Here is a 16329-nt window from a genome sequence, read left to right on the forward strand (position 1 = left end):
GGCATGCAGCCCGCCGCCGACCTTCCGATCTCGGGCGTCCCGCACGTCACGCCCTCCCCCCGTGCACGGAATTCGGGGGAATTCTCATGGCCCGCTTCAACCGCCGCGCGTCCGCGTCAGCGCCCGCAACCGCATCCGCGACCACCGCGCCGGTGTCACCGCTGCGCTCGACCGGCCGGCGCGCCCGCAACCACCACGGCAGCCCCGGCTTCGTCCGCGACCCGCGCTCCGAGCTGTTCCTGCTCGCCGTCGCCAACTTCGTGACGCAGCGCACCGCTTACGAGGGCGCCCGGGAGCGCGACGACCGCTTCGCGGCCCTGGTCCGCACCCTCGCCGTCGAGGACCCGCAGTGGACCGCCGGCCTGCTGGGCTGGCTGCGCGGCGAGGGCAACATGCGCACCGCCTCGCTCGTCGGCGCCGCCGAGTACGTCAAGGCGCGGCTGGACGCGGGCGCCACCGACGGGCCCTCCAACCGGCAGGTGGTGGACTCCGTGCTGCAGCGCGCGGACGAGCCCGGTGAGCTCCTGGCCTACTGGACGGCCACGTACGGGCGCGCCGTGCCCAAGCCCGTCAAGCGCGGCATCGCGGACGCCGTGCGCCGCCTCTACTCCGGCACCTCGCTGCTGAAGTACGACACCGCGTCCAAGGACTTCCGCTTCGGCGACGTGCTGAACCTCGTGCACGCCGCGCCGGACCCGGCCAAGCCGTGGCAGGGCGAGCTGTTCCGCCACGCCCTCGACCGTCGCCACCACCCGGAAGCGGCGGAGGTACCCGCCGGCAACCGGACCCTGGTGGCCCACCGGGAGCTCATGGCGCTGCCGGTCGAGGAGCGCCGGGCCGTGGTGACCGGCCCGGGCGGCGCCGAGCGGCTCGCGGCGGCGGGCATGACCTGGGAGGCGCTGGCCGGCTGGCTCCAGGGGCCGATGGACGCGGCCGCCTGGGAGGCGGTCATCCCGTCCATGGGCGTGATGGCGCTGCTGCGCAACCTGCGCAACTTCGACGGGGCCGGGGTCCCGGACGAGGTGGCGGCGCAGGTCGCCGCGCGGATCTGCGACCCGGAAGCGGTCGCCCGGTCGCGGCAGTTCCCGTTGCGCTACCTGGCCGCCCACCAGCACGCGCCCTCGCTGCGCTGGGCGTACCCGCTGGAGCAGGCCCTCGGGCACTCGCTGGCGTCCGTGCCCGCGCTGCCGGGGCGCACCCTCGTCCTCGTCGACCGGTCCGGGTCGATGTGGTCGCCGCTGTCCGAGCGCTCGCAGCTCAACCGGGCCGACGCCGCGGCCGTGTTCGGCACGGCGCTGGCGCTGCGCGCCGAGCACGCGGACCTGGTGCAGTTCGGCACGGACAGCAAGCCGGTCCCGTACCGCCGGGGCGAGAGCGTGCTGAAGGTGCTGGAGCGGTTCGAGGACCTCGGCGGCACCTACACCGCGGACGCCGTGCGGCAGCACTACCGGGGTCACGACCGGGTCCTGATCGTCACCGACGAGCAGGCGACCTACCACTACGGCGGCGACCCGACGGCCCTCGTCCCGGCCGAAGTGCCGGTCTACACCTGGAACCTGGCCGGGTACCGGGTGGGGCACGCGCCCTCCGGGGCCGCGAACCGGCACACCTTCGGCGGACTCACCGACGCGGCCTTCCGCATGGTGCCGCTGATCGAGGCGGGCAGGGACGCCGACTGGCCGTGGGCCGGCTGAGGCCGGCCGCACGCCCACCACGCGTGGTGGCGGGACGTCAGACCTTCTCGCGCATCCGCGAGTTGGAGTAGGGGCTGTCGAAACCGCCGCCCCCGGCGTCGCGTTCGAGGATCCCGATGATCCCCAGCGCGAGGACCGCCGCGCCCAGCGCGATGCCTATTGCGCCCGTGATGATGCCCGCCAGGGCCATGCCGCCGTTGGTGGCCTCGCCCCGGCGGGCCTTGCCGCGCCCGAGCGCGCCGAAGACGACCGCCCCGATGCCGATGGCGATGGCCAGCAGGCTGGTGATGCACCCGACGACCGAGAGGATGCCGAGGACGAGCGCGGTGATGCCGAACCCGTTGCGCGGCTGCCCGCCGTAGGGGGCGTACGGGGCGTGGCCCGGGTAGCCGGGATGGCCGGGGTAGCCGTACGCGGACGGGACGTTCGGCGGACCGGGGTAGCCGTACGCGGACGGGACGTTCGGCGGACCGGGGTACGCGTAGCCGCCGGGGGCCGGCTGGGCCGGGTAGGCGTAGGCCGGGGGCACGGCGGCGGGTCCGGGCCCGGCGGGCGCCGGGGCCGGCGCGGGCCCCGGGTACGGGGCGGGTATCGGCGCGGGCGGTACCTCGGCCCCCGCCCCCGCCCCCGGCATCCCGGCGATCGTGATCTGGTCGTGCACGGACGGCGGCCCCGGCACCACCGGTCGCCCCTGCGGCCCGCCGTACTCCCCCGGCGACCGCTCCGGCGGCGCCCACGGGTCCCTGGGCTCAGGACTCTGGTCGGTCATGCGTCGCCCCCTTCTCGTACGGCCATGCTATGCGCTGCGTCCGACAGCCCCGGGGCTGCCTACGATGAAGCCCGATCCGTCCGTACAAGATCATCCCGGAGGCCCTACCGTGCCCGATCTGACCGCCTTCATCGCGGGGCTCCCCAAGGCCGAGCTTCACGTCCACCACGTCGGCTCGGCCTCCCCGCGCATCGTGGCCGAGCTCGCCTCCCGGCACCCCGACTCCAAGGTCCCCACCGACCCGGAGGCGCTCGCCGACTACTTCACCTTCACCGACTTCGCCCACTTCATCGACGTCTACCTCTCCGTCGTGGACCTGGTGCGCACCCCCGACGACGTGCGGACCCTCACCTTCGAGGTCGCCCGGGACATGGCGCGGCAGAACATCCGCTACGCGGAGCTGACCATCACCCCGTACTCCTCGACCCGCCGCGGCATCGACGAGCACGCGTTCATGGCGGCCATCGAGGACGCCCGCAAGGCCGCCGAGGCCGAGCTCGGCGTCATCCTGCGCTGGTGCTTCGACATCCCCGGCGAGGCCGGTCTGGAGGCCGCGGCCGAGACCGCCCGCCTCGCCGTCGACCTGCGTCCGGAGGGCCTGGTCTCCTTCGGTCTCGGCGGCCCCGAGATCGGCGTCCCGCGCCCGCAGTTCAAGCCGTACTTCGACGCCGCCCGGGCCGCGGGCCTGCGCAGCGTGCCGCACGCCGGCGAGACCACCGGACCCGAGACGATCTGGGACGCCATCCGCGAGCTCGGCGCCGAGCGCATCGGCCACGGCACCAGCGCCGTCCAGGACCCGGAGCTGCTGGCCTACCTGGCCGAGCACCGCATCGCGCTGGAGGTCTGCCCGACGTCGAACATCGCCACCCGCGCCGTGGCCGACCTGGACCGGCACCCGGTCAAGGAGATGGTCGAAGCGGGCGTGCTCGTCACCATCAACAGCGACGACCCGCCGATGTTCGGCACCGACCTCAACACCGAGTACGCGGTCGCCGCCCGGCTCCTCGACCTCGACGAGCGCGGGGTCGCGCAGCTGGCGAAGAACGCGGTCGAGGCCTCCTTCCTGGACCCGGCCGGCAAGGAGCGGATCACCGCGGAGATCGACGCCCACACCGAGGCCTGGCTCGCGCGCTGACGCCACCGGACAATGGGCGCCATGCGCGCCCTGACGGCCGTCGCCCACCGCGGCGACCCCTACCGGTTCCCCGAGAACACCGTGCCCTCCGTCCGCTCGGCGTTCGCGCGCGGGGCGGACGCGGTCGAGATCGACGTACGGCTGACCCGCGACGGGGTGCCGGTGCTCCTGCACGACGACACGCTGTGGCGCCTGTGGCGGCACGACGTGCGGCTGGACGCGGTCACGGCCGCCCAGCTGCGGGAGATGACGGCGGGCGGGGTGCCGACCCTGCACGAGGCCCTGGCGGCCTCGGGCACGGGCCGGGTGATGGTCGACCTGCCGGGTGCGACCGCCGAGGCGGTGCGGACGGTGGTCGGGGTGGTCCGCGCGTGCGGGGCGCGCGAGCGCACGTACTACAGCGCGGGCCCGGACACCATGCTGGCCGTCCGCGCCGCGGATCCGGACGCGGAGATCGCGCTGACCTGGACGACGCTGGCGCCACCGCGCCGGGTGCTGATCGACGCGGTGGCGCCGGCCTGGCTCAACTACCGCTTCGGGCTGGTCGACCGGGAGCTGGTGGACGCGCTGCACCGGGACGGCCTGAAGGTCTCCGCATGGACCGCCGACACCCGCCGCTCGATGCGCGGGCTGCTCGCGGCCGGGGTGGACGCGATCACCACCAACCGGATCGACGCCCTGACCGCCGTCCGCGCCCGGTTCGGCCGCTGAGGCCCGTCAGGCGGTGGCGGGCAGCGCCTCCAGGCGTTTGACGAGGCGGCGGAGCACCAGCAGCGGGATCACCCCGAAGACCCCGAAGGAGATGTCGATGAGGCTCCAGCCGAAGGGGATGCCCCGGACGGGCCCGCAGATCAGGGCCAGGGGGATGATGCCGGCGCAGGCGATCATGCCGGCGTCGATGATCCAGATGTTGCGCACGGGGTCGCGCAGGACGCCGTAGAAGAAGACGGCGATCACCAGGTGGGCGAAGGCGAGCCAGTCGGTGCCGTAGAGGAGGAACGGGTACTGCGCGTCGGCCTGGTCCAGACCCTCCCCGACCCGGCTCAGCCAGGCGTGGGACACCAGGGAGTTGGCCCAGCGCAATTCGGTGACCAGGGGGAAGGCCGTGAGCCCGCTGAGGACGAGGCACACGATGAAGAGGATCAGCCAGGCACGGATACGCCGCTGGAGGGCGTTTCTCTCGCTCATGGCAGAACCCTACGCCCAGAGTTGAACACGTTCAGCAGATTTCCTGAACGTGTTCACTTCCGTGGTGATGATCACAGCCCGGCGATGGCGTTCCAGCGGCGGGCGAAGGAGCGGCGCTCCGCGGTGGTGACGGCGCGGGCCACGGCCAGGCGCTTACGCATGTCCTCGTCCGGGAACATCAGCGGGTTCTCGGCCAGCTCCGCCGTCTCCTTGTCCTGCGAGGCGGCCAGCACCTCGCGGGCGGCCGGCACGGGGCAGACGTAGTTGACGAAGGCGGCGAGCTCGGCGGCCACCTCCGGGTCGTAGTAGTAGTCCACGAGGGCCTCGGCGTTGGCCTTGTGCCGGGCCAGGTTGGGTATGAGCATGCTCTCCGACCACAGCTCGCCGCCCTCCTCGGGGACCACGAACTCGATGTCGGGGTTGTCGGCCTTGAGCTGGATGGCGTCGCCGGAGTAGGCCTGGCAGGCCAACACGTCGCCCTTGGCGAGGTCGGAGGTGTAGTCGTTGCCGGTGAAGCGGCGGATGTGCTTCTTGCGCACCAGCTCCTCGACCTGGTCGCACATCCGGTGGAAGTCGGCCTCGGTCCACCGGGTGACGTCCACGCCGTTGCCCTGCATCAGCAGGGCGAAGGACTCGTCGAGGCCGGAGAAGAGGGTGACCCGGCCCGCCAGGTCCGGGTGCCACAGGTCCTTGACGGACCTGACCTCCCGGCCGAGGGCCTTGCGGTTGTAGGCGATGCCGGTGATCCCCGACTGCCAGGGGACGGTGTGCAGGCGGCCCTCGTCGAAGCCCGGCGAGCGCAGCTGCGGGTCGAGGTGCGCGGCCACGTTGGGCTGCGCGGCGCGGTCCATCTTCTGGACCCAGCCCAGCTCGACGTACCGGGTGGCCATCCAGTCGGTGATCACCACCAGGTCGCGGCCGGTGTCCTGGTGGTTCATCAGCGCGGGGCTGATCTTGCCGAAGAACTCGTCGTTGTCGTTGATCTCCTCGCTGTAGGAGACCTCGATGCCGGTCTTCCGCGTGAAGGCCTCCAGGGTGGGGCGGCGCTCCTCGTCCTCCTCGTCGGTGTCGATGTACAGCGGCCAGTTGGAGAAGGTGAGGCTCCGGTCCCGCCCCGAGCGGTCCGGACCTCCCCGCCGGTCCTCGGGGACGTACGCGGACGGCACGCCGCAGCCGGAGAGGGCCGCGAGGAGGCCGGCGGCACCGAGTCCGCGCAGCGCCGTGCGGCGGGAGAAGGCGAGTTCAGGCATGGACAGGAGCCTCGGGGAACGTGACGGGGGCGGGCAATGGACACATTGTCCACTGCCCGCCCCTTGATCGAACTCAGGCGGCCCTTGCGCGCACCCGGCCGGTCCGCGCCCCGCCGCCTCCGGGCGATCAGCCGTCGAGCGAGGTCATCACGTGCTTGATGCGGGTGTAGTCCTCGAAGCCGTACGCGGAGAGGTCCTTGCCGTAGCCGGACTTCTTGAAGCCGCCGTGCGGCATCTCGGCGACCAGCGGGATGTGGGTGTTGATCCACACGCAGCCGAAGTCGAGCTTCTTGGACATGCGCATCGCCCGGCCGTGGTCCTTGGTCCACACCGAGGAGGCGAGGGCGAACTCGACGCCGTTCGCGTACTCCACGGCCTGCGCCTCGTCCGTGAAGGACTGGACGGTGATGACGGGGCCGAAGACCTCGTTCTGGACGATCTCGTCGTCCTGCTTGAGGCCGGAGACGACGGTCGGGGCGTAGAAGTAGCCCGTGTCGCCTACCCGGTGGCCGCCCGCCTCGACCTTGGCGTGCGCCGGGAGGCGGTCGATGAAGCCCGCGACCTGGCTCAGCTGGTTGGGGTTGTTCAGCGGGCCGTAGAGCACGTCCTCGTCGTCCGGCTGGCCGGTCTTGGTGTCCGCGGCGGCCTTGGCGAGCGCGGCCACGAACTCGTCGTGGATGGACTCGTGCACGAGGACGCGGGTGGCGGCGGTGCAGTCCTGGCCGGCGTTGAAGTAGCCGGCGACGGCGATGTCCTCGACGGCCTTGGCGATGTCGGCGTCCTCGAAGACCACGACCGGGGCCTTGCCGCCGAGCTCCAGGTGGACGCGCTTGACGTCCTTCGAGGCGCTCTCGGCGACCTGCATGCCGGCGCGGACGGAGCCGGTGATGGAGGCCATCGCCGGGGTGGAGTGCTCGACCATGGCCTTGCCGGTCTCGCGGTCGCCGCAGACGACGTTGAAGACGCCCTTGGGCAGGATCGAGTCGATGATCTCCGCCATCAGGACGGTGGAGGCGGGGGTGGTGTCCGAGGGCTTGAGCACCACGGTGTTGCCCGCGGCGATGGCGGGGGCGAACTTCCACACGGCCATCATCATCGGGTAGTTCCACGGTGCGACCTGGGCGCAGACGCCGACCGGCTCACGGCGGATGATCGAGGTCATCCCGTCCATGTACTCGCCCGCGGAGCGGCCCTCCAGCAGTCGGGCCGCACCGGCGAAGAAGCGGATCTGGTCCACCATCGGGGGCAGCTCCTCGCTGGCCGTGAGGCCCAGCGGCTTGCCCGTGTTCTCGGACTCGGCGGCGACCAGCTCGTCCGCGCGCGCCTCGAAGGCGTCGGCGATCTTGAGCAGGGCCTTCTGCCGCTCGGAGGGGGTGGTGTCGCGCCAGCCCGGGAAGGCGGCAGCGGCGGCGGCCATGGCCGCGTCCACGTCGGCCTGGCCGGAGAGCGGCGCCGTGGCGTACACCTCGCCCGTGGCGGGGTTGACCACGTCGGTGGTCCGCCCGTCGGCGGCGTCCTTGAACTCCCCGCCGATGTAGTTGCGCAGACGACGCAGTTCGGTGGTCACTACAGCCACACTCCTGATCACATGTCCAATGATTGAGACGCTTCCCCAAGCCTAGCTGCTGGGCGGACGCTTTCGACAGGGCCAGACACGGCCACCTACGAAATCAGTGAGATCCACATCCAAAGACAACGGATTTCATTGAATCCGTCTTGCGGAACAGACGACTCCTCGTGCAGAGTGACGTCGTGGTCAGTCGAAGCGCAGATTCCAGGAACAGGCAGCCGTCCCCTTCGGTCGATGCTGTGTCGCTCGCGATCATCGAGCAACTGCAGGAGGACGGCCGTCGGCCGTACGCGGCGATCGGCAAGGCCGTGGGCCTGTCCGAGGCGGCCGTGCGCCAGCGCGTGCAGAAACTGCTCGACCAGGGCGTCATGCAGATCGTCGCCGTCACCGACCCGCTCACCGTGGGCCTGCGCCGCCAGGCCATGGTCGGCATCAACGTCGAGGGCGACGTCGACCCGGTGGCCGATGCGCTGACCCAGATGGCCGAGTGCGAGTACGTGGTGATGACCGCGGGCTCGTTCGACCTGATGGTGGAGATCGTCTGCGAGGACGACGACCACCTGCTGGAAACGATCAACAAGAAGATCCGCGCGCTCCCCGGCGTGCGATCCACCGAAAGCTTCGTTTACCTGAAGCTGAAGAAGCAGACCTACATGTGGGGAACCCGATAACCGTGACCCAGGACCTGTCCAAGACCGCGTACGACCACCTGTGGATGCACTTCACCCGCATGTCCTCGTACGAGAACACCCCCGTCCCCACCATCGTCCGCGGTGAGGGCACCTACATCTACGACGACAAGGGCAAGCGCTACCTCGACGGTCTCGCCGGACTGTTCGTGGTCAACGCCGGTCACGGCCGCAAGGAGCTCGCCGAGGTCGCGTACAAGCAGGCGCAGGAGCTCGCGTTCTTCCCGGTGTGGTCCTACGCCCACCCGAAGGCCGTCGAACTGGCCGAGCGCCTCGCCGGCTACGCGCCGGGCGACCTGAACAAGGTCTTCTTCACCACCGGCGGCGGCGAGGCCGTCGAGACCGCCTGGAAGCTGGCCAAGCAGTACTACAAGCTCAAGGGCAAGCCGACCAAGTACAAGGTCATCTCGCGTGCGGTCGCCTACCACGGCACCCCGCAGGGCGCCCTGTCCATCACCGGCCTGCCGGCCCTGAAGGCCCCCTTCGAGCCGCTGGTGCCCGGTGCGCACAAGGTGCCGAACACCAACATCTACCGCGCCCCGATCCACGGCGACGACCCGGAGGCCTTCGGCCGCTGGTGCGCCGACCAGATCGAGCAGCAGATCCTCTTCGAGGGCGCCGACACCGTCGCCGCCGTCTTCCTGGAGCCGGTGCAGAACGCCGGCGGCTGCTTCCCGCCGCCGCCCGGGTACTTCCAGCGCGTCCGCGAGATCTGCGACACCTACGACGTGCTGCTCGTCTCCGACGAGACGATCTGCGCCTTCGGCCGCCTCGGCACGATGTTCGCCTGCGACAAGTTCGACTACGTACCGGACATGATCACCTGCGCCAAGGGCATGACCTCGGGCTACTCGCCGATCGGCGCCTGCATCGTGTCGGACCGCGTGGCCGAGCCCTTCTACAAGGGCAACAACACGTTCCTGCACGGCTACACCTTCGGCGGGCACCCGGTGTCCTCCGCGGTGGCCCTCGCCAACCTCGACATCTTCGACAAGGAAGGCCTCAACCAGCACGTGCTGGACAACGAGTCCGCCTTCCTGAAGACGCTGCAGAAGCTGCACGACCTGCCGATCGTCGGCGACGTCCGCGGAAACGGCTACTTCTACGGCATCGAGCTCGTCAAGGACAAGGTCACCAAGGAGTCCTTCACGGACGAGGAGACCGAGCGCGTGCTCTACGGCTTCCTCTCCAAGGCCCTCTTCGAGAACGGTCTGTACTGCCGGGCCGACGACCGCGGCGACCCGGTCGTGCAGCTGGCCCCGCCGCTGATCGCGGACCAGGGCACCTTCGACGAGATCGAGGGGATCCTGCGCTCGGTGCTCACCGAGGCGTGGACCAAGCTGTAAATAGTCCGAACACATGGCCCGGATACCCCGTTCGAGTGGGAACGAGGGGGTCCGGGCCGTGTGCTGTCGGCTTTCGGCACGTCCATCTCCTTACATCTCAGTGCGGGCGCCAGTGACCGAAGCGGCTCCGCTTCGTTCCCCCGGACGGAGGTGTACGCCATGGTGGCTCCACCGGACGACGATGTGCTCTGGGCACGGTCCGTCCACTACTCCCACAACGGTTCACCCGGCATCGTCGGGGTCTCGGTCGGCGTCCGCCTGGGCGAGGTCCTCGCCGTGACCGGCCCGCGCGGCAGCGGCAAGACCACCCTGCTGCGCTGCCTCAACGGTCAGCTCGTCCCCCGCGAGGGCGAGGTCTGGTTCAACAGCGCGCCCGTCCACACCCTGGGCGCCCCCGGCCGCGAACGGCTGCGCCGCGACCGGTTCGGCTGGATCGGCCCCGAACCGGACCTGCTGCCCGAGCTCACCGCCTGGGAGAACGCCGCCCTCCCCCTGCTCGTCGCCGGCGTCTCGCACCGCACCGCGAAGCGGGCCGCCCACGCCTGGCTGGACCGGCTCGACCTGGGCGACTCCGCCCGCAGACGTCCCCGCACCCTGGACCGCGCCGAATCCCAGCGCGTCGCCCTGGCCCGGGCCCTGATCAGCGAGCCCGCCGTGATCTTCGCCGACGAGCCCACCGCGCCACTGCCCCGCGCCGAGGGCGCCCTGCTCCTGCGCACCCTGACCGCCGCCGCCCGCTCCCACGAGATCACCGTGGTGCTGGCCACCCACGACGAGGGCACCGCAGCCGTGGCCGACCGCCGGTTCGCCCTCCTCGACGGCCGCCCCGCCGCCGTGGCCGCCGGCCTGTCCGGCCCTGCCGGCCCGGCCGGCGACACCCCGGAGGAGCAGGCCGCGTGCTCGCTCTCCGCCTAGCCCGCGGCTCCCGGCCACTCGTTCAGCTGCGCCGGATGCTGGTCGCGGCCGCCGGCGCCGGGACGGGCTTCCTGCTGCTGTACGTGCTCACCGAAGCCGTCGCCCGGCCCGCCGGATCGTTCCCGCGCCTGCTGTGGGCGCTGGTGCCGCTCGCCGCCACCGTCCACCTCGCCGTCGCCGTCGCCCGGACCGACCCCGCCACCCGGCCCCGCGCCGGAATGGACGCCGTCGGGCTGGGCCCCGTACGCCTCTCCCTCGTCGCCGCCGTCTCCACCGCCGTCTCCTGCACCCTGGGCAGCGCCCTGGCCCTCGCCGCCTTCCTCCACCTGCGCGGCGACCTCGGCGGACTCCCCTTCGACGGGGCCGGCGCCCGGCTGCTGCACGCCGACCGGCCGCTGCCCGTCGCCGCCGCCCTCACCCTGCTGGCCCTCGTCCCGCTGACCGCCGCGGCCGCCACCGCCCTCGTCCTGCGCCGCACGCACACCCCGCCCTCCCCGCAGGCCGGCCTGCCCTGGGGCGTCGCCCTCACCGCCTGCGGACTCGCCGTCGAGGGGTACGCCGGCCGCACCGGGGCCGTGCTGCCCGCCGGCTGGGTCCTCACCGCCCTCGGCCTCGCACTCGCCGGCCCCGGACTGGCCTACGCCTGCGGCACCCTCGTCCAGGCGGCCCGGCCGGGTGCGCTCCGGCTCCTCGCCGGCCGGGCCCTGCAGGAGGAGGCCCCCCGCATCGGCCGCCCGCTCGGCGTGCTCTGCGCGGTCGGGGCGGCCGCCCTCAGCACCGCCGCCCTGCCCGGCGGGGGCGGACCCGGCGCACCGCTCGGCCCGCTGACCGCCCCGGCCTGCGCCCTCGTGGCCCTGTGCGCGGCCGCGACCCTGCTCACCTCCGCCGTCGAGGTCCGCCAGAGCCGCTCCGCCGCCCGCGCCGCCCTGCTCGACCTCGGCACCCCCGGCACCGTCCTGCGGACGGCCGCCACCGTCCGGGCCGGCGCGCTGCTCACCGTGTGCGTACCCGTCAGCTGGGCCGTGGCCCAGCTGACTTCGCTCGCCCTGACCCGCTGAACGCCGCAACAAGCCGGGCCCGGGAGGCAACTTCCGGGCCCGTTCTCACGTCTGGCAGTCGTACCCGCACAAGCGGTACTTACGGCACAACCTGTCACACGTGAACGGAGCCACCGGTGCTCATAGGCCTGCTGACCGCGATAGCGGCGTCCATCTGCTACGGCACGGGATCCGTCCTGCAAGCCGTCGGATCGCGCCGGGCCGCCCGGGCGAACCCCGCCGCCGCCGGGGTGACCGCACACGGCGGCCCCAACCTGTCGTCCACCGCGAAGGCCGCGATGACCTGGGAGTTCATCGTCGGCACCATCCTGGACTTCGCGGGCTTCGGCCTGGGCGCGCTCGCCGCCCGCCTGCTCCCCCTCTTCCTGTCCCAGACGGTCATCAGCGCCAACCTGGTGATCACGGCGGTGCTGAGCGTGCGGATGCTGGGCCTGCGGCTCACCCGCAAGGAGTGGATCTCCATCGGCGTCGTGTGCGCGGCGCTGGTGCTGCTGGCCACGGCCGCCGGCCACGAGGGCGGCCACCACGCCCCCATGGCCACCCACTGGTGGCTGTTCGCCGTGACCGCGCTGATCATCGTGGGCGGCACCGTGGCCGTACGCCTGCTGGGCGGGCGGGCGGCGATCCTCGCGGGCCTGCTGTCCGGCCTCGCCTTCGGCGCGCTCGGCGTCGGCGTGCGCATCCTGAACGGCATCGACCCCTTCGACCCGGCCGCCCTGCTCGGCGACCCGGCCCTCTACGCCATCGTGCTGGCCGGCGTCGGCGGCATGTACCTGCACACCGTGGCCCTGCAGATCGGCTCGGTGAACGGGGCGACCGCCGCCCTGGTGGTCGGCGAGACCGTGCTGCCCGGGGCGATCGGCGTGCTGTGGCTCGGCGACGCGTCCCGGCCTGGCCTGGCCTGGCTGGCCGTGCTGGGCTTCGTCCTCGCGGTGGCCGGCGCGGTGGCCGTGGCCTGGTACGGCAACCACGACGGGGCCGACGCCCCGGAGCCGGGCCGGGAGCCGGAGCGGGAGCCGGCGCAGCTGCGCTAGTTGTACTCGGCCGCCAGGTTGGTGACGTGACGCCCCGCGGGGTACCGCGCGGCGGCCTACGGTGGGGGGATGGACCACCGCCGCGACCGGGTGGCCACGGCGGCGTTCGCGGCCGGCGCCGTCCTCGCCGGGGCCAACGCCGTCGGGGTCAGGTTCTGCCTGCGGGAGCTCGACCCGCTGTGGAGCGCCGCCCTGCGGTTCGGTGCCGCGGCGCTGGTGCTGGCCTGCGTGATGGCCCTCCTCCGGATGCCCTGGCCGCGGGGGCGGGCCCTGGCCGGGGCGGCCCTGTACGGGCTGCTCAACTTCGGCGTCACGTTCGCCCTCCTGTACCACGCCCTCGTGCACATCCACGCCGGGCTCGTGCAGACGCTCCTCGCGCTCGTCCCGCTGGCCACCCTGCTGCTCGCCGTCGCACAGCGGCAGGAACGGCTGCGCGCCACGGCGGCCGTGGGCACGCTGTGCGCCGGGGCCGGGGTCGCCGTCATCTCCCAGGCCCCGCTCCGCGGCTCGGTACCGCCCCTGGCCCTGCTCGCCACACTCGGGAGCGTGCTGTCGCTGGCCGAGGCCGCGGTACTGGTGCAGCGGCTGCCGGCGGTGCACCCGGTGGCCATGAACGCGGTGGGCATGGGGACCGGTGCGGTCGCCCTGTTCGCCGGGTCGGCCGTCGCGGGCGACCAGTGGGCGGCGCCGGAACGCACCGCGACCTGGTGGGCGCTGGCGTACCTGGTCGTGGCGGGCTCCGTGCTGACCTTCGTGTGCTACCTGCTCGTGATCCAGCACTGGGGCGCGGCCCGGGCGGCGTACGCGTTCGTCATGGCCCCCGTCATCGCGATCCTCGCCTCGGCCCGGCTGGACGGCGAGCCGCTGACCCTCTCGCTGCTGCTGGGCACGCCGATCGTGCTCGCCGGGGTGTACCTCGGCGCGCTGCGCCGGCCCCGCCCGGCTCCCGAAGCCCCGGTCAGGCCTCCGGAAGGACGACCACCTCGCTCGGCGTGAACGCCACCGCGACCCGGTCCCCCACGGCCGGGGCGGCGGCCAGCCCGCACTCGGCCTCCAGGTCCGGACCGGCGCCGGGGCGCAGCCGCAGCGCCACGTGCGTGCCGCGGAAGGTCCGGGACAGCACCTCGCAGCCGAGGCCGGCCGCCGCGAGCACCACGCCCGCAGGGCGGACCAGCACCCGCTGCTCCCCCTCCGGGGAGCCCTCCGGCACCGGGACCTCGCCCCACGCGGTCGCGGCGACGCGGCCCGACACCGTGGCGGGGACGACGTTCTCGAAGCCGAGGAACCGCGCCACGAACTCGGAGGCCGGGCGCTGCCACACCTCCAGCGGGGTCCCGGCCTGCGCGATGCGGCCCTCGCCCATCACGACGACCCGGTCGGCCAGGGCGAAGGCCTCGCCCTGGTCGTGGGTGACGGCCAGCACGGTGGTGCCCAGCCGGGAGAACAGCCCGCGCAGCTCCACCACGAGGCGCTCGCGCAGTCCGCGGTCCAGCTGGCCCAGCGGCTCGTCCAGCATCAGCAGCCGCGGCGACGGGGCCAGCGCCCGGGCCAGCGCGACCCGCTGCTGCTCGCCGCCCGACAGGGAGGACACCGGGCGCTGCCCGGCCCCGGGCAGCCCGACCAGTTCGAGCAGTTCCGCGACCCGGTCCTGAGCGGGGCTGCGGGATCCGCGGCGCAGACCCGGCAGCCGCAGACCGGGCAGGCCCGGACCGGCCGCGGCGTCCTGCATGCGCAGGCCGAACGCCACGTTCTCGCCGACGTCGCGGTGCGGGAACAGCTGGTGGTCCTGGAACATCAGCCCGACCCCCCGCCGGTGCACGGGCACCCGCGCCTGGTCGGCCCCGCCCAGCAGGACCCGGCCGGCCGAGACGGGCTGGAGCCCGGCGACGACCCGCAGCAGCGTGGACTTCCCGCTGCCGCTCGGCCCGAGGACGCACACGATCTCGTGCTCGGCGACCCGGAGGTCCACCCGGTCGACGACGGCACGCTCGCCGAAGCGGACCGAGACCCCGGCCAGTTCGAGCAACGTCATCAGAACTCTCCCGAGGTCTTGTCGGGGCGCAGCCGCTCCAGCACCAGCAGGGCGGCCGCGCACACCAGCATCAGAATCGTGCTCAGGGCCATCGCCTGCCCGTAGTTCAGCTCCCCGGCCCGGCCCAGCAGCCGGGCCACGGCCACCGGCAGCGTCGGCCGGTCGGGCCGCGCGATGAAGACGGTGGCCCCGAACTCCCCGAGGGACACGGCGAAGGCGAACCCGGCGGCGATCAGCAGGGCCCGCCGCACCAGCGGCAGGTCCACCTCCCGCCAGGCCCGCAGCGGGGACGCGCCCAGCACGGCGGCCGCCTCCCTCAGCCGGGTGTCCACGGCCCGCAGCACCGGCAGCATGGTCCGTACGACGAAGGGCACGCCGACCAGCGCCTGCGCCAGCGGCACCAGGATCCAGGAGGTCCGCAGGTCCAGCGGCGGCTCGTCCAGGGTGATCAGGAACCCGAAGCCCACGGTCACCGCGGACACCCCGAGGGGCAGCATCAGCAGGGCGTCGAAACCGCGGACCAAGGGGCCCGCCCGCCGGGTCAGCGCGGCGGCCGCGAGCCCGCCGACCAGGAGGGCGATGGCGGTGGCGGCCAGGGCGTACTGGAGGGAGTTCCAGACGGCCTCCAACGGCGGCACGAGAAACGTTCCGCCGCCCGAGCCCGCGCTCTGCAGCGCCCGGTAGAAGCCCAGCCCGTACCCGCCCGGGGCATCGAAGGACCGCTCCACGAGCACGCCCAGCGGCAGCACGATCAGCAGCGCCACCGTCAGCAGCACCCCGCCCAGCAGGGCGCGCTGCCCGAACCCGCGCGGCCGGTGCGCGGTCCGCGCCGGGTCCACCAGCCGCAGCGCGGTCTCGCGCCGGCGCACGGTCCAGGCGTGCACGGCGAGGATCAGGGCGACGGCGGCGAACTGGACCATCGTCAGGACGGCGGCCGTGGACAGGTCCAGCAGCTGCGCGGTCTGCCGGTAGACCTCCACCTCCAGCGTGGCGTACGAGGGCCCGCCGAGGATCTGCACGACGCCGAACGAGGTGAAGGTGAACAGGAAGACCATGAGGGCGGCCGCGGCCACCGCCGGGACCAGCGCGGGCAGCGTCACCCGCCGCCACGCGGCGAACCGCCCGGCGCCCAGCACCCGGGCGGCCTCCTCCTGGCGGGGGTCGAGCTGCGCCCACAGCCCGCCGACGGTGCGGACGACCACGGCGTAGTTGAAGAAGACGTGCGCGAGGAGGATCGCCCACACGGTGGTGTCCAGCCGGACCCCCCACAGCTCCTCCAGCATCCCGCCCCGCCCGACCAGCGCCAGGAAGGCGGTGCCGACGACCACGGTGGGCAGCACGAAGGGGACGGTGACCACGGCCCGCAGCAGCTGCTTGCCGGGGAACTGCAGCCGGGCGAAGACGTACGCGGCCGGCAGCGCGACCAGCAGGGTCAGCACCGTGGAGGCGAGCGCCTGCCAGGCGGTGAACCAGAGCACCCCGGCGATGTCGGGCCGGGTCAGCACCTCGCCGATGCGGCCGAACTGCCAGCCGGTGTCGGTCCGGATGCCGCGGCCGACGATGGCGGTGACGGGGTAGGCGAAGAACAGTGCGAAGAAGGCCAGCGGTGCGGCCATCAGGGCCAGCCTGACGGCCGCACCGCGCCCTTT

15 protein-coding genes are annotated in these 16329 nt (G+C 73.1%); 9 read left to right on the forward strand and 6 right to left on the reverse strand.

Translation table 11 applies throughout. The features are described 5' to 3' along the window. Positions 1-86 precede the first annotated feature (86 nt). A complete protein-coding gene (locus ACZ4VL_RS12865; protein ID WP_468199082.1) occupies positions 87-1694 on the forward strand; it encodes a TROVE domain-containing protein in 1608 nt (535 codons plus the stop codon). A 37-nt stretch (positions 1695-1731) separates the two neighbouring features. On the opposite strand, the gene ACZ4VL_RS12870 is transcribed toward ACZ4VL_RS12865, so the two are convergent. Beyond that, positions 1732-2463, reverse strand: a complete 732-nt coding sequence (locus tag ACZ4VL_RS12870; protein ID WP_468199084.1) for a DUF4190 domain-containing protein — start codon at positions 2461-2463, stop codon at positions 1732-1734. A gap of 109 nt (positions 2464-2572) precedes the next feature. Here ACZ4VL_RS12870 and ACZ4VL_RS12875 point away from each other — a divergent pair, with 109 nt between their 5' ends. Continuing rightward, on the forward strand, positions 2573-3598 hold the full coding sequence (locus ACZ4VL_RS12875; protein ID WP_468199086.1) for an adenosine deaminase: 1026 nt from the start codon (positions 2573-2575) through the stop codon (positions 3596-3598). Positions 3599-3619: 21 nt separating this feature from the next. Further along, entirely contained in the window at positions 3620-4309 is a 690-nt protein-coding gene (locus ACZ4VL_RS12880; RefSeq protein ID WP_468199088.1) for a glycerophosphodiester phosphodiesterase, read from the forward strand. A gap of 6 nt (positions 4310-4315) precedes the next feature. On the opposite strand, the gene ACZ4VL_RS12885 is transcribed toward ACZ4VL_RS12880, so the two are convergent. The 3 genes from ACZ4VL_RS12885 to ACZ4VL_RS12895 form a co-directional block, all read right to left on the reverse strand. After that, entirely contained in the window at positions 4316-4786 is a 471-nt protein-coding gene (locus tag ACZ4VL_RS12885; protein WP_468199090.1) for a hypothetical protein, read from the reverse strand. A gap of 71 nt (positions 4787-4857) precedes the next feature. Next, positions 4858-6036, reverse strand: coding sequence for a polyamine ABC transporter substrate-binding protein (locus ACZ4VL_RS12890; RefSeq protein WP_468199092.1), 1179 nt, complete (start codon positions 6034-6036; stop codon positions 4858-4860). 127 nt (positions 6037-6163) lie between these two features. Next, positions 6164-7603, reverse strand: a complete 1440-nt coding sequence (locus tag ACZ4VL_RS12895) for a gamma-aminobutyraldehyde dehydrogenase (protein ID WP_468199094.1) — start codon at positions 7601-7603, stop codon at positions 6164-6166. 185 nt (positions 7604-7788) lie between these two features. Between ACZ4VL_RS12895 and ACZ4VL_RS12900 the strand changes: the two genes are divergently transcribed. The 6 genes from ACZ4VL_RS12900 to ACZ4VL_RS12925 all read left to right on the forward strand — a co-directional run bounded on the left by ACZ4VL_RS12900 (position 7789) and on the right by ACZ4VL_RS12925 (position 13644). Continuing rightward, positions 7789-8277 (forward strand): Lrp/AsnC family transcriptional regulator, encoded by a 489-nt coding sequence (locus ACZ4VL_RS12900; RefSeq protein WP_468199222.1) that lies wholly within the window; start codon positions 7789-7791, stop codon positions 8275-8277. Between the two features lie 2 nt (positions 8278-8279). Continuing rightward, a complete protein-coding gene (locus ACZ4VL_RS12905) occupies positions 8280-9641 on the forward strand; it encodes an aspartate aminotransferase family protein (protein WP_468199096.1) in 1362 nt (453 codons plus the stop codon). Between the two features lie 159 nt (positions 9642-9800). Next, positions 9801-10556: an ABC transporter ATP-binding protein gene (locus ACZ4VL_RS12910; RefSeq protein ID WP_468199098.1), complete on the forward strand. Its 756-nt coding sequence runs from the start codon at positions 9801-9803 to the stop codon at positions 10554-10556. Then, positions 10538-11614 (forward strand): hypothetical protein, encoded by a 1077-nt coding sequence (locus ACZ4VL_RS12915; protein WP_468199100.1) that lies wholly within the window; start codon positions 10538-10540, stop codon positions 11612-11614. The genes ACZ4VL_RS12910 and ACZ4VL_RS12915 overlap by 19 nt, the downstream gene beginning before the upstream one ends. A 116-nt stretch (positions 11615-11730) precedes the next feature. Next, positions 11731-12648 (forward strand): DMT family protein, encoded by a 918-nt coding sequence (locus ACZ4VL_RS12920; protein WP_468199102.1) that lies wholly within the window; start codon positions 11731-11733, stop codon positions 12646-12648. A gap of 69 nt (positions 12649-12717) precedes the next feature. Next, positions 12718-13644, forward strand: a complete 927-nt coding sequence (locus tag ACZ4VL_RS12925) for a DMT family transporter (protein WP_468199104.1) — start codon at positions 12718-12720, stop codon at positions 13642-13644. Here ACZ4VL_RS12925 and ACZ4VL_RS12930 read toward each other — a convergent pair. Both ACZ4VL_RS12930 and ACZ4VL_RS12935 read right to left on the reverse strand, forming a co-directional pair. Next, positions 13607-14680 (reverse strand): ABC transporter ATP-binding protein, encoded by a 1074-nt coding sequence (locus tag ACZ4VL_RS12930; protein ID WP_468199106.1) that lies wholly within the window; start codon positions 14678-14680, stop codon positions 13607-13609. The genes ACZ4VL_RS12925 and ACZ4VL_RS12930 overlap by 38 nt on opposite strands. Beyond that, complete coding sequence (locus tag ACZ4VL_RS12935) at positions 14680-16296, reverse strand: ABC transporter permease (protein WP_468199108.1); 1617 nt, start codon at positions 16294-16296, stop codon at positions 14680-14682. The genes ACZ4VL_RS12930 and ACZ4VL_RS12935 overlap by 1 nt, the downstream gene beginning before the upstream one ends. Positions 16297-16329 lie beyond the last annotated feature (33 nt).

Source organism: Streptomyces sp. NPDC029014 (assembly GCF_055564695.1).

Bases quoted from the DNA above. Each gene is read 5' to 3' on its own strand.
- ACZ4VL_RS12865 (WP_468199082.1), top strand. From the start codon at position 87: ATGGCCCGCTTCAACCGCCGCGCGTCCGCGTCAGCGCCCGCAACCGCA.
- ACZ4VL_RS12870 (WP_468199084.1), bottom strand. From the start codon at position 2,463: ATGACCGACCAGAGTCCTGAGCCCAGGGACCCGTGGGCGCCGCCGGAG.
- ACZ4VL_RS12885 (WP_468199090.1), bottom strand. From the start codon at position 4,786: ATGAGCGAGAGAAACGCCCTCCAGCGGCGTATCCGTGCCTGGCTGATC.
- ACZ4VL_RS12890 (WP_468199092.1), bottom strand. From the start codon at position 6,036: ATGCCTGAACTCGCCTTCTCCCGCCGCACGGCGCTGCGCGGACTCGGT.
- ACZ4VL_RS12930 (WP_468199106.1), bottom strand. From the start codon at position 14,680: ATGACGTTGCTCGAACTGGCCGGGGTCTCGGTCCGCTTCGGCGAGCGT.
- ACZ4VL_RS12935 (WP_468199108.1), bottom strand. From the start codon at position 16,296: ATGGCCGCACCGCTGGCCTTCTTCGCACTGTTCTTCGCCTACCCCGTC.
- ACZ4VL_RS12880 (WP_468199088.1), top strand. From the start codon at position 3,620: ATGCGCGCCCTGACGGCCGTCGCCCACCGCGGCGACCCCTACCGGTTC.
- ACZ4VL_RS12910 (WP_468199098.1), top strand. From the start codon at position 9,801: ATGGTGGCTCCACCGGACGACGATGTGCTCTGGGCACGGTCCGTCCAC.
- ACZ4VL_RS12925 (WP_468199104.1), top strand. From the start codon at position 12,718: ATGGACCACCGCCGCGACCGGGTGGCCACGGCGGCGTTCGCGGCCGGC.